The organism is Nostoc sp. DedQUE12b (assembly GCF_034530835.1).
GTDB lineage: Bacteria > Cyanobacteriota > Cyanobacteriia > Cyanobacteriales > Nostocaceae > Nostoc.
The window spans coordinates 44,369-66,655 of sequence record NZ_JAVRCI010000025.1 but is presented as its reverse complement, the minus strand read 5'-3'; the positions used below and the strand labels follow the sequence as shown (position 1 = coordinate 66,655).

Below are 22,287 nucleotides of genomic sequence, written 5' to 3'. Positions count from 1 at the left end.
AATGACAAAGGACAAAGGACAAATGACCAAGGACGACCATAATAAAAATGTTCGCAATCTCATTTAGGATGGCTATATCTCTAATTCGTGACTATCGGTTTCTGTTTATTGCTTTCTAAAGGTAGGAAAATCGTCATCACTTCCCCATAGTGTGGACGCTGGCGCACAATTAGTTTGCCACCGATCGCCTGAAACAAATGCTTGGTTGCAGCGATATTCAAACTAATCGTACCTGTTTCTGGTTGAAACATCAACAGTTGACCGAGAGCCTTGCGGATTGGTGGTGTTGCAGGTATGGCGGCTTTATTTGAATCTTTGCACCTTAATTGCGGCGATAATTGTAACTTCAGTTGATCTCCAGCGGGGATAACTTGTACTTGAATATGGCTACCAGCCGGTAAGCTGCGAGTAAAGTTTTCCATCAAACCAGTGAGAACCCGATCCAACATGGTGGGATTGCTTACCACTGTCGGTAATTGCTGGGGTAAAACAACATTCAAAGTTAAGTTACGCCGATGCGCTGCTTGTTCCCAACGGGGAATGCTCTGCTGCAACACTTGATCTAAAGACATCGGTGTGAGTTGAGTTTTTGACGATTTTGCTGAGGCAGTAGTTTCTAGTTCTGCGGCCTTAAACAGCAATTCCATACGGTCAATTTGCTCTGTACACTCGTGATCGATAATTTTTAAGCGATTGATCGCGCTAGCATCTAAGTCTCGCCGCTTCAACAGCAGACGAGTCATGGTGCGAATAGTTGTTAAAGGTGTGCGGACTTCGTGAGCAAAAGCTTGGAGCAATTCTACATCAGGATTTGAGGATTGGACATTGGGCATCACTTCGGCTTTGCTCAGGGTAAGTGGACATTGAGCATTGGGGAAAACTTTTCTCCCCTGCTCCCCTGCTCCTCTGCTCCCCCGGTTACTGAGCGCAGTCGAAGTATGCTCTCCTGCTTCTTCCCCAGTCCCTAATAAAGAGTCTCTATTCTCTTCTGGTTCTGTTAATTCCTGAAGCAATAACTGACTAAAGTGAATCATCATACGGTAGTCTGGTGCTACCGGAGAATACTGTTCTACTAATGCGTCCAAGCGCGCGAAAAATTCTGGATTAGCCAGCATTACCCGTGCCCCTAGCGATCGCCAAGCCTGCTGCACTATCTCTGGCTCAAAAGAAAATGAAAAAGTTTTTTTACCGTCTTTGTGGGTTGCTAAAATTAGTACTAATCTGAATTTATCTGTAAAAACCAAGCAAAACTGTTCTGCTCCGAGCGGATCGGCAGGTAGTAAAGGAAGTACTGATTCATTGGGAGCAATATCTTCATTGATAGACGCAATTGCACCTGGCATCTGAAATGGCATCAGCGCCAAAGGGTTAAATGGTTTTGCTGTAAAAGTTACTGTTTGTAAACTTTGAGTCAATTTTGGTTGACTAAACAAGGGTGCTGGTGCAGCTAAAACTAATCCTTGGGTTGTGTCAACTGAAGGGTCTGCTAAAGTATTTAATAGCAAATGTTCTGTCGCTGCGAGGCTGATTCGCCACTGCTGCTCTGCTTTAGCAGGTGAACATTCTGCCACACTTGATTGATTTTGGGCCAAGATTTCGCTCAGGCTTGGCAATATCCATTGGTACACAGGCTTTCACCCCTTAATTCAAGAGCGACTAACAGCGTCTAGGTTAGACATTTCACTACTATCTAAGAGGTTATAGCTATTTGTATACTGATGACAGTGGTAGAACCGAACAATTCAGGGGCAATTACCCTCTAACTGCAATGTCTACGACGGGCTATGCTTACGCACTTAGAGGTTGAAAAACATTGGCACTGACTTTTACCGATAGGCGTGGCGATCGCCAATTAATAATTGTGCTGGTTTCCCTACTCGAATTGGGATTGTAATTACAAACTCTGCACCTTGTCCCGGTGATGAAATACATTGCAAAGATCCACCATGCTTGTCAGTAATTATCTGGTAACTTATTGATAAACCCATACCAGTTCCCTTCCCAACTGGTTTCGTGGTAAAAAAAGGGTCAAATAAACGCAACTGGATTTCTTTTGGGATTCCTATCCCATTATCAGCAATCCGAATAATTACATTTTCATTTACCTGTTCAGAAGAAATGCTAATCAAGGGATTTGGACAAAGTTCTTTTTGGAAACAATCTTCTAAGGCATCGATCGCATTTGCCAAGATGTTCATAAATACCTGATTCATTTGCCCTGCAAAACACTGGATTTGAGGTATTTCACCATATTCTTTAATCACTTTAATTTCAGGGCGATTATTTTGTAGTTTCAGACGGTGTTGCAAAATTAATAGAGTACTGTCGATTCCTTCATGGAGATCAGCCGTTTTGAACTCAGCTTCATCCAAACGAGAGAAAATTCGGAGACTGAGAACAATTTCCCGAATGCGTTTAGCTCCCATCTTCATTGAGGTTAACATCTTAGGCAAATCTTCTATTAGGTACTCAATATCTGCTTCTTCGTTAGCATTTTTAATTTCTGGCTCTGGGTTGGGATAATGATTTTGATAAAGCTTAATTAACAGCAGCAGTTGTTGAGTGTAATCATCAGTATGTTGCAGATTGCCGTAGATAAAATTAACTGGATTGTTGATTTCATGGGCAACTCCTGCTACTAGTTGACCCAGACTCGACATTTTTTCAGATTGAATTAATTGGATTTGGGTTTTTTGCAGGTCTTTCAGAGCTTGCTGAAGTTCTGCTTCTGTCTGCTGACGCTCAACAATCTCGTCTCGTAATTGTTCGTTGGCATTGACCAACTCATCTCTGGAATGTTGCAAATCGTCCGCCATTTTGTTGAACGAGGTAGCTAACTCGCCAATCTCATCCTGGGAGCAAATATTAACTCTGGTATCCAGCTTACCTTCAGTCAGATTTACCACTGCTTGCTGGAGTTGTTTAATCGGTTTTGAAATGCTTCTAGAGATCAAATAGCCTAGTAATAGTGCCAGTATGCCACATACCAAACTGATAACTGACGTAGCAACAATATTTTTTTTGGCTGTTGCTAGGGCAACTTCATAAAGCGGTGTATATTCTAAAATTACTGCACCAACTGTTTCACCCTTGGCTGTCTTAAAAGGAACAGCAATCAATCGAATCCCATTTGGGTACTCAGGACTGAACTCAATATATATTCTTGGTATACCATCTTGAATAGTTTTCCCAACTTCATTATTGCGATCGCGATCTAATCGCGTACCAATGTCTTCTGGAACTACATCTGCCAGAATGATTTTATTGCGGTCTACAATCTCCAGAGCGTGCTGACGTTTCTTGTGTAGCGAGATAACATGGTCTTGCAATTCCGCTAACATCTTATCTCGCGATCCGATTTCGTGGTATTCATCAAGTTCATGACTTACGAAATATGCCACTAGTCCAGCAACTTCTTCAGCCTCTTGTTGAGCAATATACTTAGCTATTTTCAATTGTTGATGGGCATTAATCGCACCAGTAATTACTGAGAGAGTCGCTATTCCTAGAATTCCCGAAATTAATTTCTGACTAATTTTCATCCCTTGCTCGAAACCTCAAGTACTGGCTACTGCGCTAATTCAGTTCTAGGGAATTTGCCCTTTTCCTAAAATTCCCAGATGTGTGCCTGAAAGCTACAGAGTCAACAGCCATTAGCCAAATCTTTAATCTGGTTCCTTTTTGATGATGTGGATTACCGATAGCGTACCCCTGCGGCGAAACGACGCGTAGCGTCTTTGACAGGAGAAGCGGGAACGCACTAAAGGTAGCCTTATCCAGTACAATCTTGTCACCTTCAGAACTATTGAAGTCAGTAATAGTATCAACACCAACAACAGTAGACATATCCGCAAATTAGCAAATGTATGCTAGGAATAGGTTTTAACCATTATTTGGGGCTGGCGATCGCTGACAATAGTTTGACGATAGAATCAGGGTTTCAAGGCGAAGAGTCACATTTTTCTCAAAATTTTTATCCCAAATACAATTAAATATATTTAATTTTAAATAGCTCTTTTTAACTATTAAAACATAATAAAAATACCTAGTTAATTCGTAGGTCTTTCTATAGGCTGTTCTGCGCTATCTACAATTAATTTGTATTCTAATAAACCTCTTGCATAAGTCGAATAAACCCCCTTTATCCCCCCGATATATTGGCGGTAAACTTGAAGTCTTGCCCCCTCCCCTTCACAAGCTACGGTGTACACACAAGTCAAATTACCTCCCTCAATCCCCCCGATGCATTGGGGGGAAGCCGGAAATCTAATTCCCTCCCCAATACATACGGGGAGGGTTAGGGTGGGGTAAAAACCAGATTCGTAAACGACTCCAGACTTGTGTGTACACCGTAGCCTTCACAAGGGGAGGGTTGGGGAGGGGTGATTCAAGGATTTTTGCAAAAGACTCCATGAGCTACGCTCACAAGGAACAATGAAAATGTCTTTTCCTCCTGCCTCCTGCCTCCTGCCTTCTGCCTTATTTTCAAGGCAGGTCTAATAATGATTGGCACAGCCTTTCGTAGACATCGTATTTTTTAGGTAGATTAGCAATAGACTATCTCAAGGGCACTTTATGACTTCTTTTGATTCAGCTAAAGATTTGGTACTAGTTGCTGGTGCTACAGGTGGAGTCGGGCAATTAGTAGTAGGCAAGTTACTCGAAAAGGGTTTAAAAGTTCGTGTTCTGACACGCAATGCCGCAAAAGCTGAAGAGATGTTTAACCAAAAAGTAGAAATTGCCGTTGGTGATATCCGCCAGCCAGCTACACTGCCAGCTGCAATGCCAGGTGTTACCCACATCATAAATTGTACTGGAACTACTGCCTTTCCCTCTGCGCGATGGGAGTTTGACGAAACCCCGAACTTGATTGAATGGGGAATTATTTTCCTTAATCCCAAATCTAGTGAAGCAAAAGCAAAGAATAGTCCAGCAAAAATCGATGCTCAAGGTACCAGAAACCTAGTAGCAGCAGCACCCCAGAATTTGAAGCGATTCGTTTTCGTCTCTTCTTGTGGAATTCTCCGTAAAAATCAGTTTCCTTTTAGTATTCTTAATGGTTTTGGCGTGTTGGATGCCAAACAAAAAGGCGAAGAGTCCATTATTAATTCCGGATTACCCTACACCATTATCCGCCCAGGACGCCTCATTGACGGGCCCTATACCTCATACGACCTCAACACCCTCCTTAAGGCAAAAACTGGGGGTAAATACGGTGTCGTTATAGGTACTGGGGATACACTTTCGGGTGATGCCAGCCGGATTGATGTCGCAAACGCTTGTGTAGAATGCCTTTTTCAACCAAGTAGTTCTAAGAAAATTTTTGAAATAGTCAACCAAGGACAAAGACCACCTGTGATCAACTGGGAAACTCTTTTTTCTGGGATTGAGTAAGTACTGAGTGCTGAGTGTTGAGTGCTGAGTGCTGAGTTGTGAGTGCTGAGTGTTGAGTGCTGAGTGCTGAGTTATTATTCTCTCCCATACTCTATACTTCTCTACGAGAGGCTGCGCCAACGGCTTTTCTACGAGACACTGTTCGCGTTCGCGGTTCCTGAGCGTAGTCGAAGGGCAGTACAGGTGCCCAATCCCGAATACTTACTGCTTCTGTAGTTTATTGCCTCAAAAGACGGCAAACACCACTCGGACGTTACGGTTCACCCTAATTACTGAAAGTATTAATTCTTCTACATTAGACAGAGTGAAGACAAATTAATCCATGAACCAACTAAAAACACAATTTAGTTAGTTTAACCGTCCCAAGCAAGGTTCGGGAAACCACCCTTCATGGACTGGCTACCACTAAGCTTCAGTATATATATCAGCATAGTCTGGAGTTTTAACCCCAGGAAAGCCAAATCAAAGGTATTCATGCTGAACTGGCTGATTTATTGACCCTGTTGGTTCAAAATTTAGTGCTTTATATTCTCATTCATTCATTTGTAGTTATACGGAGCCAGCACCTAAAATGGCAAAAGTAGTTGGAATTGACTTAGGAACAACGAACTCCTGCGTGGCAGTGATGGAAGGTGGTAAACCCACAGTAATTGCTAATGCTGAAGGTTTTCGGACAACGCCATCAGTAGTCGCATTTGCGAAAAATGGCGACAACTTGGTTGGCCAAATCGCCAAACGCCAAGCGGTGATGAACCCCGAAAATACGTTTTACTCAGTCAAGCGCTTTATCGGTCGCCGCTACGATGAAGTGGGTAACGAAGCTACGGAAGTTTCTTACAAAGTTCTCAGCAGCAACGGCAATGTCAAATTAGATTGTCCAATCGCTGGTAAACCGTTCGCTCCTGAAGAAATTTCTGCAAAAGTTCTTCGCAAACTAGTTGAAGATGCGAGTAAATACCTGGGTGAAACCGTAACCCAAGCTGTAATCACCGTTCCCGCTTACTTCAACGACTCGCAACGGCAAGCGACAAAAGACGCTGGGAAAATTGCCGGGATTGAAGTTCTGCGGATTATCAACGAGCCTACCGCTGCTTCTCTGGCTTATGGATTTGACAAGAAGAGTAACGAAACCATCCTAGTATTTGACCTTGGTGGTGGTACTTTCGACGTATCCGTGCTGGAAGTAGGAGACGGAGTTTTTGAAGTACTAGCTACATCTGGTGATACTCACCTTGGTGGTGACGACTTTGACAAAAAAATAGTTGACTTCTTAGCTGAGAAGTTCAAGAAAGCCGAAGGTATTGACCTGCGGAAAGACAAACAAGCTTTACAACGTCTGACGGAAGCCGCAGAAAAAGCCAAAATTGAGCTTTCTAGCGTCACTCAAGCAGAAATTAACCTACCATTTATCACCGCTACCCAGGATGGGCCTAAGCACCTGGATACAACCCTGACTCGCGCTCAGTTTGAAGAACTTTGCTCTGACTTAATCGACCGTTGTCGTATTCCTGTAGAAAACGCCCTCCGCGATGCCAAGTTAACCAAAGGCGATATTGATGAAGTGGTGTTAGTTGGTGGTTCTACCCGGATTCCCGCAGTTCACCAAGTTGTGAAGCAGGTATTGGGTAAAGACCCCAACCAAAGCGTTAACCCTGATGAAGTCGTAGCAGTTGGTGCAGCCATTCAAGCCGGAGTACTAGCTGGTGATGTAACTGGCATCTTGCTGTTAGACGTGACACCTCTATCTTTGGGTGTGGAAACATTGGGCGGCGTGATGACCAAAATTATCCCCCGCAACACCACAATTCCCACCAAGAAATCGGAAGTCTTCTCCACCGCTGTGGATGGACAAACCAACGTAGAAATTCACGTTCTCCAAGGTGAACGCGAATTCTCTAACGATAATAAGAGCTTGGGAACCTTCCGCCTCGATGGTATTCCTCCTGCACCACGTGGCGTCCCTCAAATTGAAGTGGTCTTCGACATTGACGCTAACGGTATCCTTAACGTCACCGCTAAGGACAAAGGTACTGGTAAAGAACAGTCCATCAGCATAACTGGCGCTTCCACTCTGGATAAAAATGACGTTGACCGGATGGTGAGAGAAGCTGAACAGAACGCTTCATCTGACAAAGAGCGGCGTGAAAAGATTGAACGCAAGAACCAAGCTGACTCTTTGGCATACCAAGCTGAGAAGCAGTTACAAGAATTGGGCGATAAAGTTCCCGATGCTGACAAGACTAAAGTCGAAGGTTTGGTGAAAGAACTGCGGGAAGCTGTTGCTAAAGAAGACGATGAGCAAATCAAGAAGCTCACCCCAGAATTGCAACAAGCGTTATTCGCTGTTGGTAGCAACATCTATCAACAAGCTGGTGCTAGTGCTAGTGCGGGTGCGGGTGCTACATCTGGCGGTGAACCTCAAGATAGTAGTTCTTCTAGTTCTAGTAATGGCGACGATGTAATTGACGCTGATTTTACAGAGAGCAAATAATTCCTTTACTTCTTTTGGGAAGATTGTTTAGTTCGACCTCATATTACCCACTCAGACAAATGCCTGAGTGGGGATTTTTTTTTAGGAGTTAGAGGTTAGAAGTTAGGAGTTAGGAGTTTGAAGTTTAGAGTTAGAGTAGAACTAATATTAGTAACTCTTGCTCTTAATTCTTAACTTTATTCCTAACTCCTCACTCTCAATTCCTAACTCCCTTATGCCATATCCACAAGCGCCTTGGATACTTCAAGGCTATGCTATCCAAACTCTGCATTTGGTAAATATTGACCAGGTGCGCCCTTTGATTCCTTTAGAGTTAGAAATTATTTCTATATGGCCTGGTAAAACTCTCGCTAGCGTGTATTTATCTCATTATGGGTCAGGCTCAGTACTGGAGTATAGTGAGTTAATTGTTGTTCCAGCTTTGGTGAATTACCAAAGAAAAATCGGTGGTTGGGTTTCGCACATTTATGTAGATAATGCTGATTCGGTGGCTGGTGGTCGAGAAATTTGGGCACTACCAAAGGAACTAGCTAAGTTTACCTGGGAACAGGGGAAGTATGTTACTGTACATCAGGAAAATCGGAAGTTGTGTAGTCTTAGATATGATCGGCAAAGCTTGGCATGGAAACAGTGGTTAAGTGCCTCTGCTTTCAGTGCCAAGGGTACTGATTTGCTGATATTCCCTGCTGAAGTTGAGTCTGTGTTGGGTTTGATTGGTTCTAAATTAGAAATCCCCGCTGAAAGTCCTTTTTCTGGAATAGGTTTAGGTCAGCCTTGGTTAACTGTGCGTTGTGAGCAGATGAGTTTGCGGGTTGATGCCCCAAAAGTGGTAGGCCAGATGGGTATTAATACTTCCCGGTCAGACATTTTTAATTCGGAATCGGGTTTTGGAAAAAGGGAAAAGGGGAAGGTTTAAAGGTTTTTTCTTTCCTCTTTCTCCTTAACCGAAATGGATTCTTGAGAAATTTATACCAATTCAATTAATGATTGCAATACATCCTTGGGTAAAGACGCGATGAATCGCGTCTCTACAAATGCTCTATTTGTCGCATTCTTTTTTCAAATTGCTATTATTTTATGCGATCGCACTTTCAATAACAGCATCATTTTAGGCAATGCCTGCGGCAAAGGTAGCGATCGCTCTTTTCCACCTTGGATTATAAAATATACTAACTTCCCAACATCTGCAAGTTATGCAAAGTGGCATAAAGCCCTCCTTGTTGCAGTAGTTGTTCATGACTTCCCTGTTCGATTAATTCGCCGCGCTTGAGAACAAAAATCCGGTCTACATTACGAATTGTAGACAAGCGGTGAGCGATAATAATGGCGGTACGTCTGAGCAAAAGCTGGTTTAATGCCTCTTGAACTGAAGCTTCTGTACCAACATCCAAACTAGCGGTAGCCTCATCTAGTACCAAAATTTGTGGATTGCGAATCGCAGCCCGCGCAAAGGCTAAAAGTTGCTTTTGACCACTAGAAATATTTGTGCCCCGTTCTCGAAGTTGAGTATCATAACCTTGGGGTAATTCTTCTATAAACTGGGCAATGTTGGTTTCTTCTGCTGCTTGTTGAATCTGTTCAATGGTGTAGCCATCTCCTAAAGAAATGTTGCTTTTCACATCGCCAGCAAACAAAAAGCCTTCTTGTAAAATTACTGCCATGTAGCGCCGCAGTTCTGCTTGTGGTACTTCCCGTATGTCTACGCCATCTATGAGAATGCGTCCTTGGGTGGGTTCGTAAAGGCGGCACAAAAGCCGGATGATCGAAGTTTTACCCGCACCTGTAGGGCCGACTAACGCCACTTTTTCACCAGGATGAATGGTAAAATCTAAGTCTTTAATTACGTAATCATCATTTTTGTAAGCAAACCAGACATGATCGAAACGAATCTCTCCCAGTTCTGGAGGAGAAGTGAGGTCTGGAGATTCTAGATTAGCCACGATCTCATCTATGTAGCCAAATTTCGCATCAAATATTGAGAAGCGGACATTGGCGCGATCGCGAATTTCTATCGGTTCATCTAATATATCGCCTACCCGTTCTATGGCAGTGAAACCAGCTTGAATTACTGTAAATTTTTCGGCAAAAGCCCTTAAAGGGTCAAATAATCGCTGGGCATACAATACAAATGTCGATAAAGTCCCGAAAGTCAAGCTTTTTTCCAACAGCAACCAACCACCTACGCACAAAACACCTGCGATCGCAATCAGTCCAATCCATTCTAAGGTTGCTGAAACAAATGAATCATAAAAGATGGTTTTATCCATTTGCTGAGTGTAGTTGCTGTTTGTCGCACGAAACAATTCGGCATTAAATTTTTCTCTACGGAACAACTGCACGACGTTAATACCAAGTACATTTTCTTGTAGCTGTGAATTCAGAATAGAGAGTTCTTCTCGCCCTTTGTAATTGGCTTTGCGGTACTGTTTTTGAATGTAAACAATTACCCAGCTAGTTGGTAACAGCATCAATACTAGCAAGCAAGAAAGTTGCCACTGGATGGAAAACATTAAACCCAAAGTCACTAGCATTAAAAACAAATCGGATATAATGCCAACTGCCCCAGTCGAAAAGACATCGCCTAACACTTCCACATCGCTGGTGATTCTGGTAATTAATTTACCTACGGGTGTGCGGTCAAAAAAGCGCACTGCTAGAGATGTTACATGCTGAAATAAGTCTTGGCGAATTGCTGCGGTGATTTGTTGCCCTAGCTTTTGGACTATATAACCTTGGAAACCTGTCAACATCAATTGGATTGCGATCGCAATTACCAATAATCCCTCTAGGATATTTAGCCCTTGCGAGAAGGGACGATTCCGGAAAAGTTCGTAAGTGCTTGGTTCATTACGAATCAGAGAGATTACTTGGCCAATCAAGAAAGGTTGTACGGCATTAGCTAGTGCGATCGGTACGAGTAGGCACATCGACAGCACCAGTAGCCGTCCGTTACGACGGGCATAAGGCACCAAACGCAAAAATAACCGCCAGTCATTTTCACGCCGACGCTCTGGTGTATAAGATTTTTTGAGAGATTGGTAGATGCTCATAGTAAGAGCATTATATTAATGTTTGGAAAAAAACACGCTTGTTTAAAGTAGCGTTTATCTTCCTACTCTGATACCATGCCTGAGATAGAAACTGCAAGACTACTACTAAGACCCTATACAGAATGGCACTAAGTTAAGACACAGCCCCTGCCCTGACTGGTTCCCAGCCTGGAGGCTGGGAACCCATTCTGGGAAGCTCTGCCTCCTCTTTCTTGACGAGAGGCAGAGCCTCTCTGAATACATTCCCAGTCTTAAGACTGGGAACGAGACTAAACAAGCCTTTGGGCTTTTCTTAGTGCCATTCGACCCTATACACCCGACACCCGCCTCAAGGGAACTTGGTAACAACAAGATTCCCAACTTTTGAAATAAATCGGGAATCTGAGGCCGCACTGCTATGTCATTGGTGTCAACTTAAGCTGAAGCCTTTTCAAATTTCGTTTCCAGCCTCTGGGCTGGAAACGAGACAACGAGACAATATGTAAAAGCTGGTTCTAGGCTGGCTTTGACGTTAAATTGACACCAATGACTGCTATGCGCCCCTACAGCATTTGTATTAATTGCTTCATAAATATTCCTGTAAGTATGAAAAAACAGCATACTTATCTGTTTAAGTCTTATATCTAAAGATAGAAGATTAAGGTTAAAATTTGGGAAACCTAAGAGGGGTTCATTCCCAAGAGATGTTCTACCTACTTATCGCAGAATGCAACTGAGGTCAGATGACGCAACCTTTAAATCAAGTCAGAGAATGGGAACTACGTCGTGACGAAGCAAACCGTTATTACCAACGAGGGAAATTCCAAGAGTCTCTCGATCTTGCAACCAAAAATTTATATTTGGCTAGAGCAATTCCAGACCGAGCCAGAGAAGGTTATACATTAAACGACCTCGGTTTAGCTCACCTCAGTTGCTGGCAACCTCAAAAAGCATTGGAGCGCTTTTATCAGGCGCTTTCGGTTGCTGTTGAAATTGGCAACGCGCCAGCAGAGGCAACTGCACTTAGCAATCTGGGTTCTACCTACAGCCGTCTTGGACGCTTTTCGCAAGCGTTGGAATATTTTGACAAAGCACTGCCAATCTTTAGGCGATCGCAAGATACTCAAAGTGAAGTTTCTATTCTTAATGATGTCGCGCTAATTTATACGCGTTTAGGAGAACCAAAACGGGCACTGTTGCTACAACACCAAATTTTGAGGATGCGGCGATTGTTAGGTGACTTTTCTGGTGAAGCAACAACGCTCAATGGCATTGGATTTGCCTACAATGTTTTAGGCAAGTTTGAGCAAGCGCTAGAATTTTTTCAAGCAGCACTACCAATTCAACGAGCTGTCAAGAATTTGCTTGGAGAAGCAACCACCTTAAATAATATTGCTTCTGTCTATCATGATTTAGGACAACCGAAACAAGCGCTGTTGCTCTACTATCAAGTTCTTTTGACACGTCGAGCAATCAGCGATCGCGCAGGTGAAGCAACAACCCTTCACAACATTGGTTTTACCTACAGCACCCTGGCAGAGCATCGCCAAGCAATGAAGTTCTACAAGCAAGCTATTGTGATTTATCAAGAACTGGGCGATAATCTCGGAGAAATTTCAACCTTGCTAAATATGGGAAGCGTTTACGCCAGCACGAAACGCAAAAAAATGGCGCGATCGTGCTACCAAAATGCCCAAGAGTTAGCAGAGCAAATTGAATATCAGCCACTTTTAGAAAAAGTACAGCAGTTCATAGATTCTCTGTAGCTTCCAGTTCCCCTTCTCCCATATTGGGCTAAGGTGTACACACAAGTCCTTCTGACCCCCTCTAACTCCCCCTTGCCAAGGGGGAGAACCGGATATTTCCCCCTTTTACAAGGGGGGATTAAGGGGGGTAAATCCAGGATTGGGGCTTCATTATCAAGATGTATGTACACTGTAGCCCATATTGGGAGAAGGGGTTAGGGGATGAGGGCAACCCTGTGAAATTAAATATGCGTTATGCAGAACTTTTGTAGAGACGTAGCACTTGCTACGTCTCTAAATTCTTTTTTACCCTAGCTACAATACCAAAGTTGTAGCTAGAAGAAGGACATCTATGAAAGCTTACGAAATTCAAAGCAATGCCGGGATTGATGCTTTGGCATTAGTCGATCGCCCCCAAGCAAAACCCGCACCTGGACAAGTTCTGATTCAAGTTAAAGCAACATCTTTAAATTATCGCGATCTGCTGGTGATTGAAGGAGCTTACGGTGCTGGACAGAAATATCCGTTAATTCCCATGTCTGACGGTGCGGGAGAAGTTGTGGCGGTGGGGGAAGGTGTGACACGGGTGAAAATAGGCGATCGCGTCGCTGGTATTTTCTTCCAAGACTGGATTTATGGCTCTTTAACCAAAGAGAAAATGAAATCCGATCTCGGAGGCGGTATTGATGGAATGCTAGCTGAGTATGTCGTATTACACCAAGATGGTTTAGTGATATTACCTGACCACCTATCCTATATTGAAGGTGCAACTTTACCCTGTGCAGCAGTCACAGCTTGGCACGGACTTGTAACAAAAGGCAATATTGGTGCAGGTGATAGTGTTTTATTACTCGGTACTGGAGGAGTTTCAATTTTTGCTCTCCAGTTTGCCAAGATACATGGTGCTAGAGCGATTATTACTTCTAGCAGTGATGAAAAGTTGGCACGAGCCAAACAGCTTGGTGCTGACGAGACAATCAACTACAAAACAACACCAGATTGGGAAAAGCAAGTTTATCAATTAACCAATCGCACAGGTGTAGATCATGTGGTTGAGGTAGGCGGTGCAGGTACTCTGCCAAAATCGCTACAAGCAGTCCGCATTGGGGGACGTATTAGTTTGATTGGCGTATTGTCAGGTAGAGGAAATGAAATTGACCCCATGCCAATACTTTTTAAGAGTTTAACAGTTCAGGGGATTTATGTTGGCAGTCGGGAAATGTTTGAGGCGATGAATCAGGCGATGCAACAGCATCAAATCAAACCAATTATCGATCGAGTTTTCCCCTTTACTGAAGCGCGAGAAGCTTATCATTACCTCAAAAGTGCGGCTCACTTCGGTAAAGTCGTAATTCGTAATACTTCGGCTACGCTCAGTACAAGTTCGTAATTTTAAAAAGTTTAATTTTATGTCTCAAGTGGGGTTTAAATTCCCACTTGAAACATAATTATTAATTATGTTTAAACAGCAGCGAGAGTAGGCGCAGCGAATTTAGCATATCGCTCGATGTAGAATTCTTTAGAGTGAGCGATCGCTTTTACAGATTCACGCTCTTTCAAAGCATGTTTCCACTGACGTACACGAGTAAATTGCTCTGGTATTCCAAAACCGCGATACTGCTTCAGTGCAGCCCAGCGCTCAAACCAAGGAAAATAGGTAAAATCTACCAAACTGATGGATTCACCAAACCAGTAAGGGCCTTCACCAGATAACTTTGCTAAACCTTCGTTTTCAATGAATTCCAGATGTTTATATAGTTCCTGTTTCGCTTCTTCTTGTTTTTCGGGATCTGAACTCCGCAGCAGGGTAGAAAAAGCGGGAACGAATCTGGTGTTAGCAAAATCGATCCAGATGCGAGCTTGTGCCCTATCAATGGGGTTGCTGGGTAACAATGGTGGATTGGGAAATACCTCATCAAGATATTCGTTAATTACCGCTGACTCCCAAACTCGGTTATCGTCATGAGTTATTGCAGGCACTTTACCATAAGGGGAAACTTTGGTAAATCCTTCAGGCTTATTCTGCAAATCAATCTCAATCAAATCGAAGTCGATGCCTTTCTCTTGGAGTACCAAGCGGGTACGGTGAGCATAAGGACAAACAACTGCACTGTATACTTTAATTTCAGCCATGTTTAAGTTCCTTGGTAAATAGGACTTGTTAATCGCCATTGAGAATTGAATTTTCATCCAAAATCCCAAATCTTAAATGGGCATTGGGCATGGGGAATAGGGGATGAGCCTTTAATAGTCGTGAATGAGTCTTTGAACTCCACTCCCCTGCTCCTCTGCTCCTCTGCCCCCCTGCCCCCTGCCTCCTGCCCCCTGCCTTCTCCTAAAGCCAGGGCACTTCTTCAGGTGCATAACGGAAGGCGCGGAAGACTGTATTTTGCTCCCCACGAGTTACCGGCGATTTTTCACCTGGGATATTCCGAGTTGCAAAATAGGGATTGATGTATTCCCAAACAATCTCTCCTGCAACTGTCACCTCGAATATCCGACCATAAGCACCTTCTGTAATTAAGGTATTGCCATTGGCCAAACGTTGCGCTCCTGATATGTATGAACTGAAGAAATTTTGGGGCGGATTGTCGGTGTATTCCCAAACTATTTCTTTGGTTTGACGGTTCACCTCAATCACACGAGAAAAATTGAGAGCAATGTTACGGCGATGTGCGCCATTATCGAAAATCAAGATATTACCGTTAGCTAGTTCGTTCGGGAAGTGCTGCTGTGCTAGCACGTCATCGCCCAGCGTCCAGATGATTTCTCCAGTTTTGCGATCGACAATGACAACTGTGGAGATATTACGAAAGCTCACTATAATGTTGCCATCAGCGAGTTCACCCACAGTATTCCCATGAGTCCATTCATGTCGATGATCCTGGGGTGTAATCGTAAATATATCTGGATCGAGGTGTTCGTGAGCGTGCCAAGTCCAAACGATTTCACCTGCTGGAGTCACCTCATAAAGCACATCAGCATAGATATCACCATTTGGTTCTGTACCTGGTACGCCACCTTTGATGCGGGGAACCAAAGACTGAGGTATCTTTTCAATGGCGAGTAGAATTGTGTTGCCATTAGCTAGTCTGCGTCCATCATGATGATGATCTGGATGCTTATATTCCCAGATAATATTTCCCTTGGGATCTGCTTCTAAAACAACGCCACTTTTGAATGCAGCCCATAAAGCAAAACGTAGGGGTTCTTCTGGTGGAGTCTTACCATTATAAAAAAGGTTGCCATTGGGCAATAGATAACCGTATAACCCTGGTGGATAAGGCAGATTCCATTGGTGTACTACTTCTCCTTCCAAGTTCAGAAGGTAGACTTCACCTTGACCTGTCAAAGGTGTGAAAAGAGTGTATCCTTTAAATACTTTTTCAGGATTGTAAGCTCTTAAACCAGTACCCCGACGACGAATAGTATTCTGGTCAACTAATGTTGCTGTAAAAGTCATATCCTACCTGCTAAATATCTAGTTTTGCATCTAAGAACTGGGACATAGTGTATCGAAGACCTTTACTTGTTTCTGAACAATTCACACTCACTACTCAGCACCCAGCACCCAGCACTCACTACTCAGCACCCAGCACTCACTACTCACTACTCAGCACTCTTATGGTGCTGGATTTGGCGACTGAGCATGAACTATATCCAACTCTTCCAAAATGTCTTTATCGAGAACTACATTCACACTTTCTAAATTTTCTTTAAGTTGTTCCAATGTGGTAGCACCAATAATTGTGCTAGGCACAAACCAACGACTCCGCACAAATGCTAAGGCCAGATGCGCTGGACTTAGTTGATGGTGCTTGGCAATTTCTACATAAGCTGATACGGCTTGACTGACTTTTGGTTTGAGATAGCGCTGACCAAAATTTTCAAACAAACTGACTCTTGCTTTCTCTGGTTTGCCGTTTAGATATTTGCCAGTCAAGAAGCCAAATGCTAAAGGACTATAAGCTAGTAAGCCAATTTCTTCGTGATAAACTGCTTCTGCTAAAGCTCCCTCAAATACTCGATTTAACAAGTTGTAAGCATTTTGAATCGAAACAACTTTGGGCAAGCCTAATTGTTTAGCAGTGTTACTAAATTGGGCAACTCCCCAAGGGGTTTCGTTACTCAAACCGATATAGCGAATTTTACCAGCTTTAATTACATCGTCAAAAACTGCTAGCTGTTCAGCAATGGGAACCGTTTCTCCCACCTGAGTCGGATCGAACACTGTTTGCCCAAACCTTGGCACGTAGCGATCTGGCCAGTGGATTTGATACAGATCAATATAGTCTGTCTGTAATCTTTTTAAACTATCATCTACAGCTTGTTTAATATTATCACGATCGATTGCTTTGGCTCCTCCACGTACCCATTTAAAGCCTCGACCAGGGCCAGCAATTTTAGTAGCTATAATAAGTTGATCTCTTTGTTGACGCTTTAACCATTCCCCAATATAAGTTTCAGTTAATCCATAAGTTTCAGGACTTGTTGGGACAGGGTACATCTCTGCTGCATCAATAAAATTGACTCCTTGGGTAATAGAATAATCTAGCTGCTCGTGGGCTTCTTCAATAGTATTTTGCTGTCCATAAGTCATAGTGCCCAGGCAAATTTCAGAAACTTTTAAGTCACTCTTGCCAAGTTGGTTATACTTCATGTTTCCGCGTTATTATTCGGTTGGTTTAACAGTGATATTTTTGTTGAAAGTTCCGCACCTTGTCAAGCATGTTATTGTTTTTAATTAACTTAGCTTTAAACACCAACAGGTTTGTACTAACTCAGTATAAATCTCTCAGCAAATTAATATTTTTTTGAAATTACTAAAAACCGACAGCTAAACCGTATAACATAAGCGCGATTGTTTATTATTTCATAGATGAACCATATAAGTAAGCTAGTTGTAAGTAATAAAAATCTAAAGTTGGATAAGAAAATACTTGCTTTTATTGAGTATTTGTGAAATGCGCTGTTTTAGCCTCTATTATAGATACTACGATAAATCAACTGATTTACAGTAGTATATCAGAGAATCCTTAGGTTTTTCTAGAATTAAGTTTTAATAAATGTTAATATTGAGCTATTGAGTCCTAAATAGCTCGTCTTCATGGTAGTCAAATATACCCAATCTATCTGAGAGAGTTTACAACGCCTAGTAGCAATGACAAAAAGTTAGGCTTAGGATTTTTTACTGCGATCGCTTCCACCGATGCTCATATACACATCAATGTAATTGAAATAACAAAATAAGTTAAACTTTATGCTTAAAAGTCATAACCTTTGCTGAGATGATTATGATACTTTTGATGTATTAAAGTTAAAGTTATAAACTAGCATACTAATAGTTGTCAGGAGTCACACAACCAATAGCTAAAACCCTTATTTTTTAGAAACCGCTAGCAAGTGGGTTGCTCAAAATCTGGTGTTTTTGCTACTAGAAACAACTAGTTGATTTATGTTATGCTAGATATGATATGTTTAGAAAAGTATCAATATTTATTAAAACTTTTTTAGAAAATACATCTTTTGACGTTAGGATTCAGATTATTGATTTTTCTCCTCATGCCGATAGTTGCCTTTTCTATAAATGGCTACATTTAGGAGAATCGCAATGTCATTAAACAAAAATGTTTTTGAGCAACCAGCAAATAATTTGCTGGCAGCTTTGCCAGCCAGTGATTATGAGCGTCTTGTTCCCCATCTAAAGCTAGTTAAGCTTCCACTTCGGAAACTCCTTTACGAACCAGGCGAACTAATCACACAGGTCTATTTTCCTAATAAAGCAGTGGTTTCTATAATTACCACTATGGAAGATGGCTCGACTGTAGAAGCCGGTTTAGTCAGCAATGAAGGCATGGTGGGTATCCCAGTAGTTTTAGGAGATAACATCACAACCACAACAGCATCTGTGCAGGTTCCAGACAGTGCTATGCAGATGGATGCAAATATACTCAGAAGCGAGTTCAATCGGGGTACAGCCCTTCAAAGCTTGCTGCTGCGCTACGTGCAAAGTATGTATACTCAAATAGCACAAGGATCTGCCTGCAACCGTCTTCATAGCTTAGAGAAGCGGCTGGCTCGCTGGCTGCTAACAGTTTCTGATCGTCTGGAATCAGAAGAATTTCCACTCACCCAAGAATTTATCTCACAGATGCTGGGTGTACGTCGTAGCGGTGTCACCGAAGCAGCTAACATCCTGAGCGCAGCCGGAATCATCACTTACCACCGTGGTCAGATTAACATCCTGAATCGAGAGGCTTTAGAAAAAACCTCCTGCGAATGTTATCAGATTATAGAAGATGAATATGTCCGTTTATTGGGCAATAAGCCCAATAAACGGACAAAATAATTTTTTTGGATCTGCTATGTACGAAACCGTACAGACTCTAGCAAGTGTGTTTATTTAATATTGTTGATATTGTCCCCGTGTTTCTTTAGCGAATACACCTTTCGACATTAGGAGCAGAACCTTAAATCCTTTCCTTGTGCCCTTAGTTGGCTTTTCTAAAGTCACCTACTTTAAGGAGAGTGACTTTTAATGTTATTAGATAAAAGCCTTTTTCAGCAACCATTAAATAAGCTGCTGGCAAGTTTGCCAGCCAGTGATTATGAACGTCTTGTCCCCCATTTAAAGCTAGTTCCGCTCCCAGTTGGTCAAATCCTTTACCAAGCAGCCGAGCCGATAGCACAGGTCTATTTTCCTGATAAGGCAGTGGTTTCTATTGTCACCACTATGGAAGATGGCTCAACGGCGGAAGTTGGGATAGTAAGCAATGAAGGTATGGTGGGTATCCCGGTAATTTTAGGAGACAACACCACAACCACAACAGGCTTTGTGCAAATTTCGGGCACTGCTATGCAAATCAATGCAGATGTACTTAAAGCCGAGTTCAATCGGGGCGGAGCTATTCAAAGCGTGCTGCTGCGCTACGTACAAGCTGTATACTCTGAACTGGCGCAAGGAGCAGCCTGTAACCGTCTCCATACACTGGAAGAACGGCTGGCTCGCTGGCTACTGACAGTTTCTGACCGTTTGGAATCAGAAGATTTTCCACTCACGCAAGAATTTATCTCTCAGATGCTAGGTGTACGTCGTTCCGGCGTGACAGTAGCGGCTAGCACCCTCAGCCGAGCCGGAATGATCAGCTACCAACGTGGTCATATTAGCATCCTGAACCGAGAGGATTTGGAAGCAACTTCTTGTGAGTGTTATCAAGTCATCCAAAAGGAAATTGCTCGGTTACTGGGCAAAAAGCCCAGTAACCGAGCCAGAAAATTTTTTTGAGTTATGTGTGCGAAACCGAACAGACTCGCAAAACTAATTTGATTTAAAGTATTATGATCAAATTTCTCATTTAATATTCAGTGAGCGACAACCCTCTTAAGCCGCAAGTAAATAAGTTACTCGCGGCTTTGCCAACTAGTGATTATGAGCGCCTTATTCCGCACCTGAAGTTAGTTCCGCTTCCCACTCGGCAAGTCATTTACGAACCAGGAGAACCTATCACACACGTCTATTTTCCCCAACACGCAGTGATTTCTATAGTGACTAGTATGAAAGATGGATCGACGGTGGAAGTTGGGATAGTGAGTAATGAAGGCATGGTGGGTATCCCAGTAATTTTAGGAGGCAAGACAACAACCACAAAAGCGTTTGTCCAAGTTGCGGGCGCTGGAATGCAAATGGATGCAGATATTCTGAGAACCGAGTTCAATCGGGGTGGAGCTATTCGAAACCTGCTGCTGCGCTATATACGAGCTATATATACCGAACTTACACAATCATGTGCTTGTAACCGTCTTCATTCACTAGAAGAACGGCTGGCTCGTTGGCTTCTGACAGTATCTGACCGTTTGGAATCAGAAGAATTTCCATTGACCCAGGAATTTATTGCCCAGATGCTGGGTGTACGGCGCTCCGGTGTGACAGTAGCGGCTAGCAGCCTCAGCCGAGCCGGAATGATTCGCTATCAACGTGGTCAAATTAACATCCTGAACCGAGAGGATTTAGAAGCAACTTCCTGTGAGTGTTATCGAGTCATCCAAAAAGAATATGCTCGGTTGCTGGGGAATTAGCCAAGGCACGTAGGCGTAACCCGTCGTAGACATCGCCAATGAACAATATTAAGTTACTATGTCTGAAACCGGACAGACGCTTGCTAATCACTTCCTTTAAGATTTTGTAAAGTATGCATCATATAGCGTTAACAAACGCCTGCCTTTTGATGTAATTACTACTTCAAATCTTTAAGCTACGGAGCGGTGAGAATAATGCCTAATCCATCGATGTCTTTTCAAGGTCTGCGATTGCTCCTTGTTGATGATGACGCTGATACGAGAATATTACTTACTTTTCTGTTTGAATTAGAGGGAGCAGAGGTGATTGCAGCTGCTTCAGCAAACGAGGCTCTAAAAATAATGTCATCTTTTAAACCAGACATCCTAATTAGTGACATTTGCTTGCCTGATGAAGATGGCTACTCACTGCTCTTAAAAGTCAAAAATTTGGAAGCAAATCGAGGTAGAAAAATTCCAGCGATCGCTCTGACTGCATCTATTTTGGAGGGCGATCGTAAACGTGCATTATTAGCAGGTTATGATATATACCAATGTAAGCCGATAGACTTAGACGAGTTAACTTCTATGGTTGCTACTTTAACTAGAACCGAACAATACGTTTGACATATTTAGATGCAATAAGAGATAAGCCATTAAGCAAGAAAACTTTAACTAAATTTTATTTATTTTAAAAATGCGATGTCAACGACGGGTTAGCTCGTTGTTGACATCGCATTTTTATCAGGAATATTTTGACTAATTTTATTTTTTCTTAATTTAGCTATTAAGAAAAAACTTTGAAAGTACAGTGATATAAAATATACTAAGAATAAATACAGAGAACGACCGAGTAATTCTCTGCGAGTACTCATTTTTTCATATCAAGGAGTGCATTATGGAATATCTTGCTTATTCTCAGATGTTTATTGCTCAAGAAGAGGCATCTGGAAACACTAAGTATCATCTTCCTCAACCTCAATTCAATTGGAAAAAACTGCTTAAATCTTCTGCTTGGTTAGCTTTAGCTGGTGTTGGTGTATTATTTGCTGCTCTAACCCAAATTCAAATGAGTTCGGCTGCCTATGTAAAGACTAACGGCAGTTGTTTACGTGTCCGTACCGGCCCAAGCAGCAACTACTCGTATGTGGACTGTGTACCAAATGGCGCAACACTTCCAGCCATTGAACGATATGAAAACGGTTTTGCCAGACTTTCTACAGGTAGATACGTTTTTGCGCGATGGATTGGTGATAGACCTAACAATCGTCCTGTAACTAGACCCGGTGGTGTTGGCGGTACAGTGATTCTTACCCCTGGTTCAAAAGGCCAGCTCGTCAGAGACCTGCAAACAGCTTTAGGTAATCTTAGAGTTGATGGAATTTACGGTCAAGAAACTGTTAGCCGAGTCCGAAGCTTTCAGCAAAGTAAAGGTCTACTTGTAGATGGTGTTGTCGGCCCCGAAACTCGAGCAGCTCTGGGTATTTAACAAGAAGCCACCCTTAAAAAATCTTGTGATTTGGTAAATATTGTCAAACTAGTTTTGAGGGTTTGTAGTAAGGACTTTAGTGCT

Annotated in this window: 16 protein-coding genes; 10 read left to right on the top strand and 6 right to left on the bottom strand. The window is 42.6% G+C overall.

What is annotated here, in order from left to right; all coding sequences use genetic code 11:
* Nucleotides 1–80: 80 nt before the first annotated feature.
* Both RMY16_RS14955 and RMY16_RS14950 read right to left on the bottom strand, forming a co-directional pair.
* Nucleotides 81–1,628: a HAMP domain-containing sensor histidine kinase gene (locus RMY16_RS14955; RefSeq protein ID WP_322737006.1), complete on the bottom strand. Its 1,548-nt coding sequence runs from the start codon at nucleotides 1,626–1,628 to the stop codon at nucleotides 81–83.
* Nucleotides 1,629–1,826: 198 nt separating this feature from the next.
* Complete coding sequence (locus RMY16_RS14950) at nucleotides 1,827–3,542, bottom strand: ATP-binding protein (protein WP_322737005.1); 1,716 nt, start codon at nucleotides 3,540–3,542, stop codon at nucleotides 1,827–1,829.
* A gap of 1,033 nt (nucleotides 3,543–4,575) precedes the next feature.
* Between RMY16_RS14950 and RMY16_RS14945 the strand changes: the two genes are divergently transcribed.
* From RMY16_RS14945 to RMY16_RS14935, 3 genes are all read left to right on the top strand, one after another.
* Nucleotides 4,576–5,394, top strand: coding sequence for an SDR family oxidoreductase (locus RMY16_RS14945; protein ID WP_322737004.1), 819 nt, complete (start codon nucleotides 4,576–4,578; stop codon nucleotides 5,392–5,394).
* Nucleotides 5,395–5,965: 571 nt separating this feature from the next.
* Nucleotides 5,966–7,885 (top strand): molecular chaperone DnaK, encoded by a 1,920-nt coding sequence (gene dnaK / locus RMY16_RS14940; protein ID WP_322666626.1) that lies wholly within the window; start codon nucleotides 5,966–5,968, stop codon nucleotides 7,883–7,885.
* A 214-nt stretch (nucleotides 7,886–8,099) separates the two neighbouring features.
* Complete coding sequence (locus RMY16_RS14935) at nucleotides 8,100–8,801, top strand: acetoacetate decarboxylase family protein (RefSeq protein WP_322737003.1); 702 nt, start codon at nucleotides 8,100–8,102, stop codon at nucleotides 8,799–8,801.
* Nucleotides 8,802–9,054: 253 nt separating this feature from the next.
* Here RMY16_RS14935 and RMY16_RS14930 read toward each other — a convergent pair whose 3' ends face one another.
* Nucleotides 9,055–10,935 (bottom strand): ABC transporter ATP-binding protein, encoded by a 1,881-nt coding sequence (locus RMY16_RS14930; protein ID WP_322737002.1) that lies wholly within the window; start codon nucleotides 10,933–10,935, stop codon nucleotides 9,055–9,057.
* Nucleotides 10,936–11,657: 722 nt separating this feature from the next.
* Between RMY16_RS14930 and RMY16_RS14925 the strand changes: the two genes are divergently transcribed.
* Together RMY16_RS14925 and RMY16_RS14920 are read left to right on the top strand one after the other, a co-directional pair.
* Complete coding sequence (locus tag RMY16_RS14925) at nucleotides 11,658–12,680, top strand: tetratricopeptide repeat protein (RefSeq protein WP_322737001.1); 1,023 nt, start codon at nucleotides 11,658–11,660, stop codon at nucleotides 12,678–12,680.
* A 331-nt stretch (nucleotides 12,681–13,011) separates the two neighbouring features.
* Entirely contained in the window at nucleotides 13,012–14,049 is a 1,038-nt protein-coding gene (locus RMY16_RS14920; protein ID WP_322737000.1) for an NAD(P)-dependent alcohol dehydrogenase, read from the top strand.
* 71 nt (nucleotides 14,050–14,120) lie between these two features.
* Here RMY16_RS14920 and RMY16_RS14915 read toward each other — a convergent pair whose 3' ends face one another.
* The 3 genes from RMY16_RS14915 to RMY16_RS14905 all read right to left on the bottom strand — a co-directional run bounded on the left by RMY16_RS14915 (nucleotide 14,121) and on the right by RMY16_RS14905 (nucleotide 17,319).
* The gene (locus tag RMY16_RS14915; protein WP_322736999.1) at nucleotides 14,121–14,792 is read right to left on the bottom strand and encodes a glutathione S-transferase family protein; all 672 of its coding nucleotides are present in this window, start codon (nucleotides 14,790–14,792) and stop codon (nucleotides 14,121–14,123) included.
* 202 nt (nucleotides 14,793–14,994) lie between these two features.
* Nucleotides 14,995–16,122 (bottom strand): aryl-sulfate sulfotransferase, encoded by a 1,128-nt coding sequence (locus RMY16_RS14910; protein ID WP_322736998.1) that lies wholly within the window; start codon nucleotides 16,120–16,122, stop codon nucleotides 14,995–14,997.
* Nucleotides 16,123–16,281: 159 nt separating this feature from the next.
* Nucleotides 16,282–17,319, bottom strand: a complete 1,038-nt coding sequence (locus RMY16_RS14905; protein WP_322736997.1) for an NADP(H)-dependent aldo-keto reductase — start codon at nucleotides 17,317–17,319, stop codon at nucleotides 16,282–16,284.
* A gap of 951 nt (nucleotides 17,320–18,270) precedes the next feature.
* On the opposite strand from RMY16_RS14905, the gene RMY16_RS14900 reads away from it, so the two are divergent.
* The 5 genes from RMY16_RS14900 (at nucleotide 18,271) to RMY16_RS14880 (ending at nucleotide 22,203) form a co-directional block, all read left to right on the top strand.
* Nucleotides 18,271–19,008 carry a Crp/Fnr family transcriptional regulator gene (locus RMY16_RS14900; protein WP_322736996.1) on the top strand — a complete coding sequence of 246 codons (738 nt, stop codon included), beginning with the start codon at nucleotides 18,271–18,273 and terminating at the stop codon, nucleotides 19,006–19,008.
* A gap of 189 nt (nucleotides 19,009–19,197) precedes the next feature.
* Nucleotides 19,198–19,944 carry a Crp/Fnr family transcriptional regulator gene (locus RMY16_RS14895; RefSeq protein WP_322736994.1) on the top strand — a complete coding sequence of 249 codons (747 nt, stop codon included), beginning with the start codon at nucleotides 19,198–19,200 and terminating at the stop codon, nucleotides 19,942–19,944.
* 80 nt (nucleotides 19,945–20,024) lie between these two features.
* On the top strand, nucleotides 20,025–20,735 hold the full coding sequence (locus tag RMY16_RS14890) for a Crp/Fnr family transcriptional regulator (RefSeq protein ID WP_322736993.1): 711 nt from the start codon (nucleotides 20,025–20,027) through the stop codon (nucleotides 20,733–20,735).
* Between the two features lie 195 nt (nucleotides 20,736–20,930).
* On the top strand, nucleotides 20,931–21,341 hold the full coding sequence (locus RMY16_RS14885; RefSeq protein ID WP_322736992.1) for a response regulator: 411 nt from the start codon (nucleotides 20,931–20,933) through the stop codon (nucleotides 21,339–21,341).
* Between the two features lie 271 nt (nucleotides 21,342–21,612).
* Entirely contained in the window at nucleotides 21,613–22,203 is a 591-nt protein-coding gene (locus RMY16_RS14880; protein ID WP_322736991.1) for a peptidoglycan-binding protein, read from the top strand.
* Nucleotides 22,204–22,287: the final 84 nt, after the last annotated feature.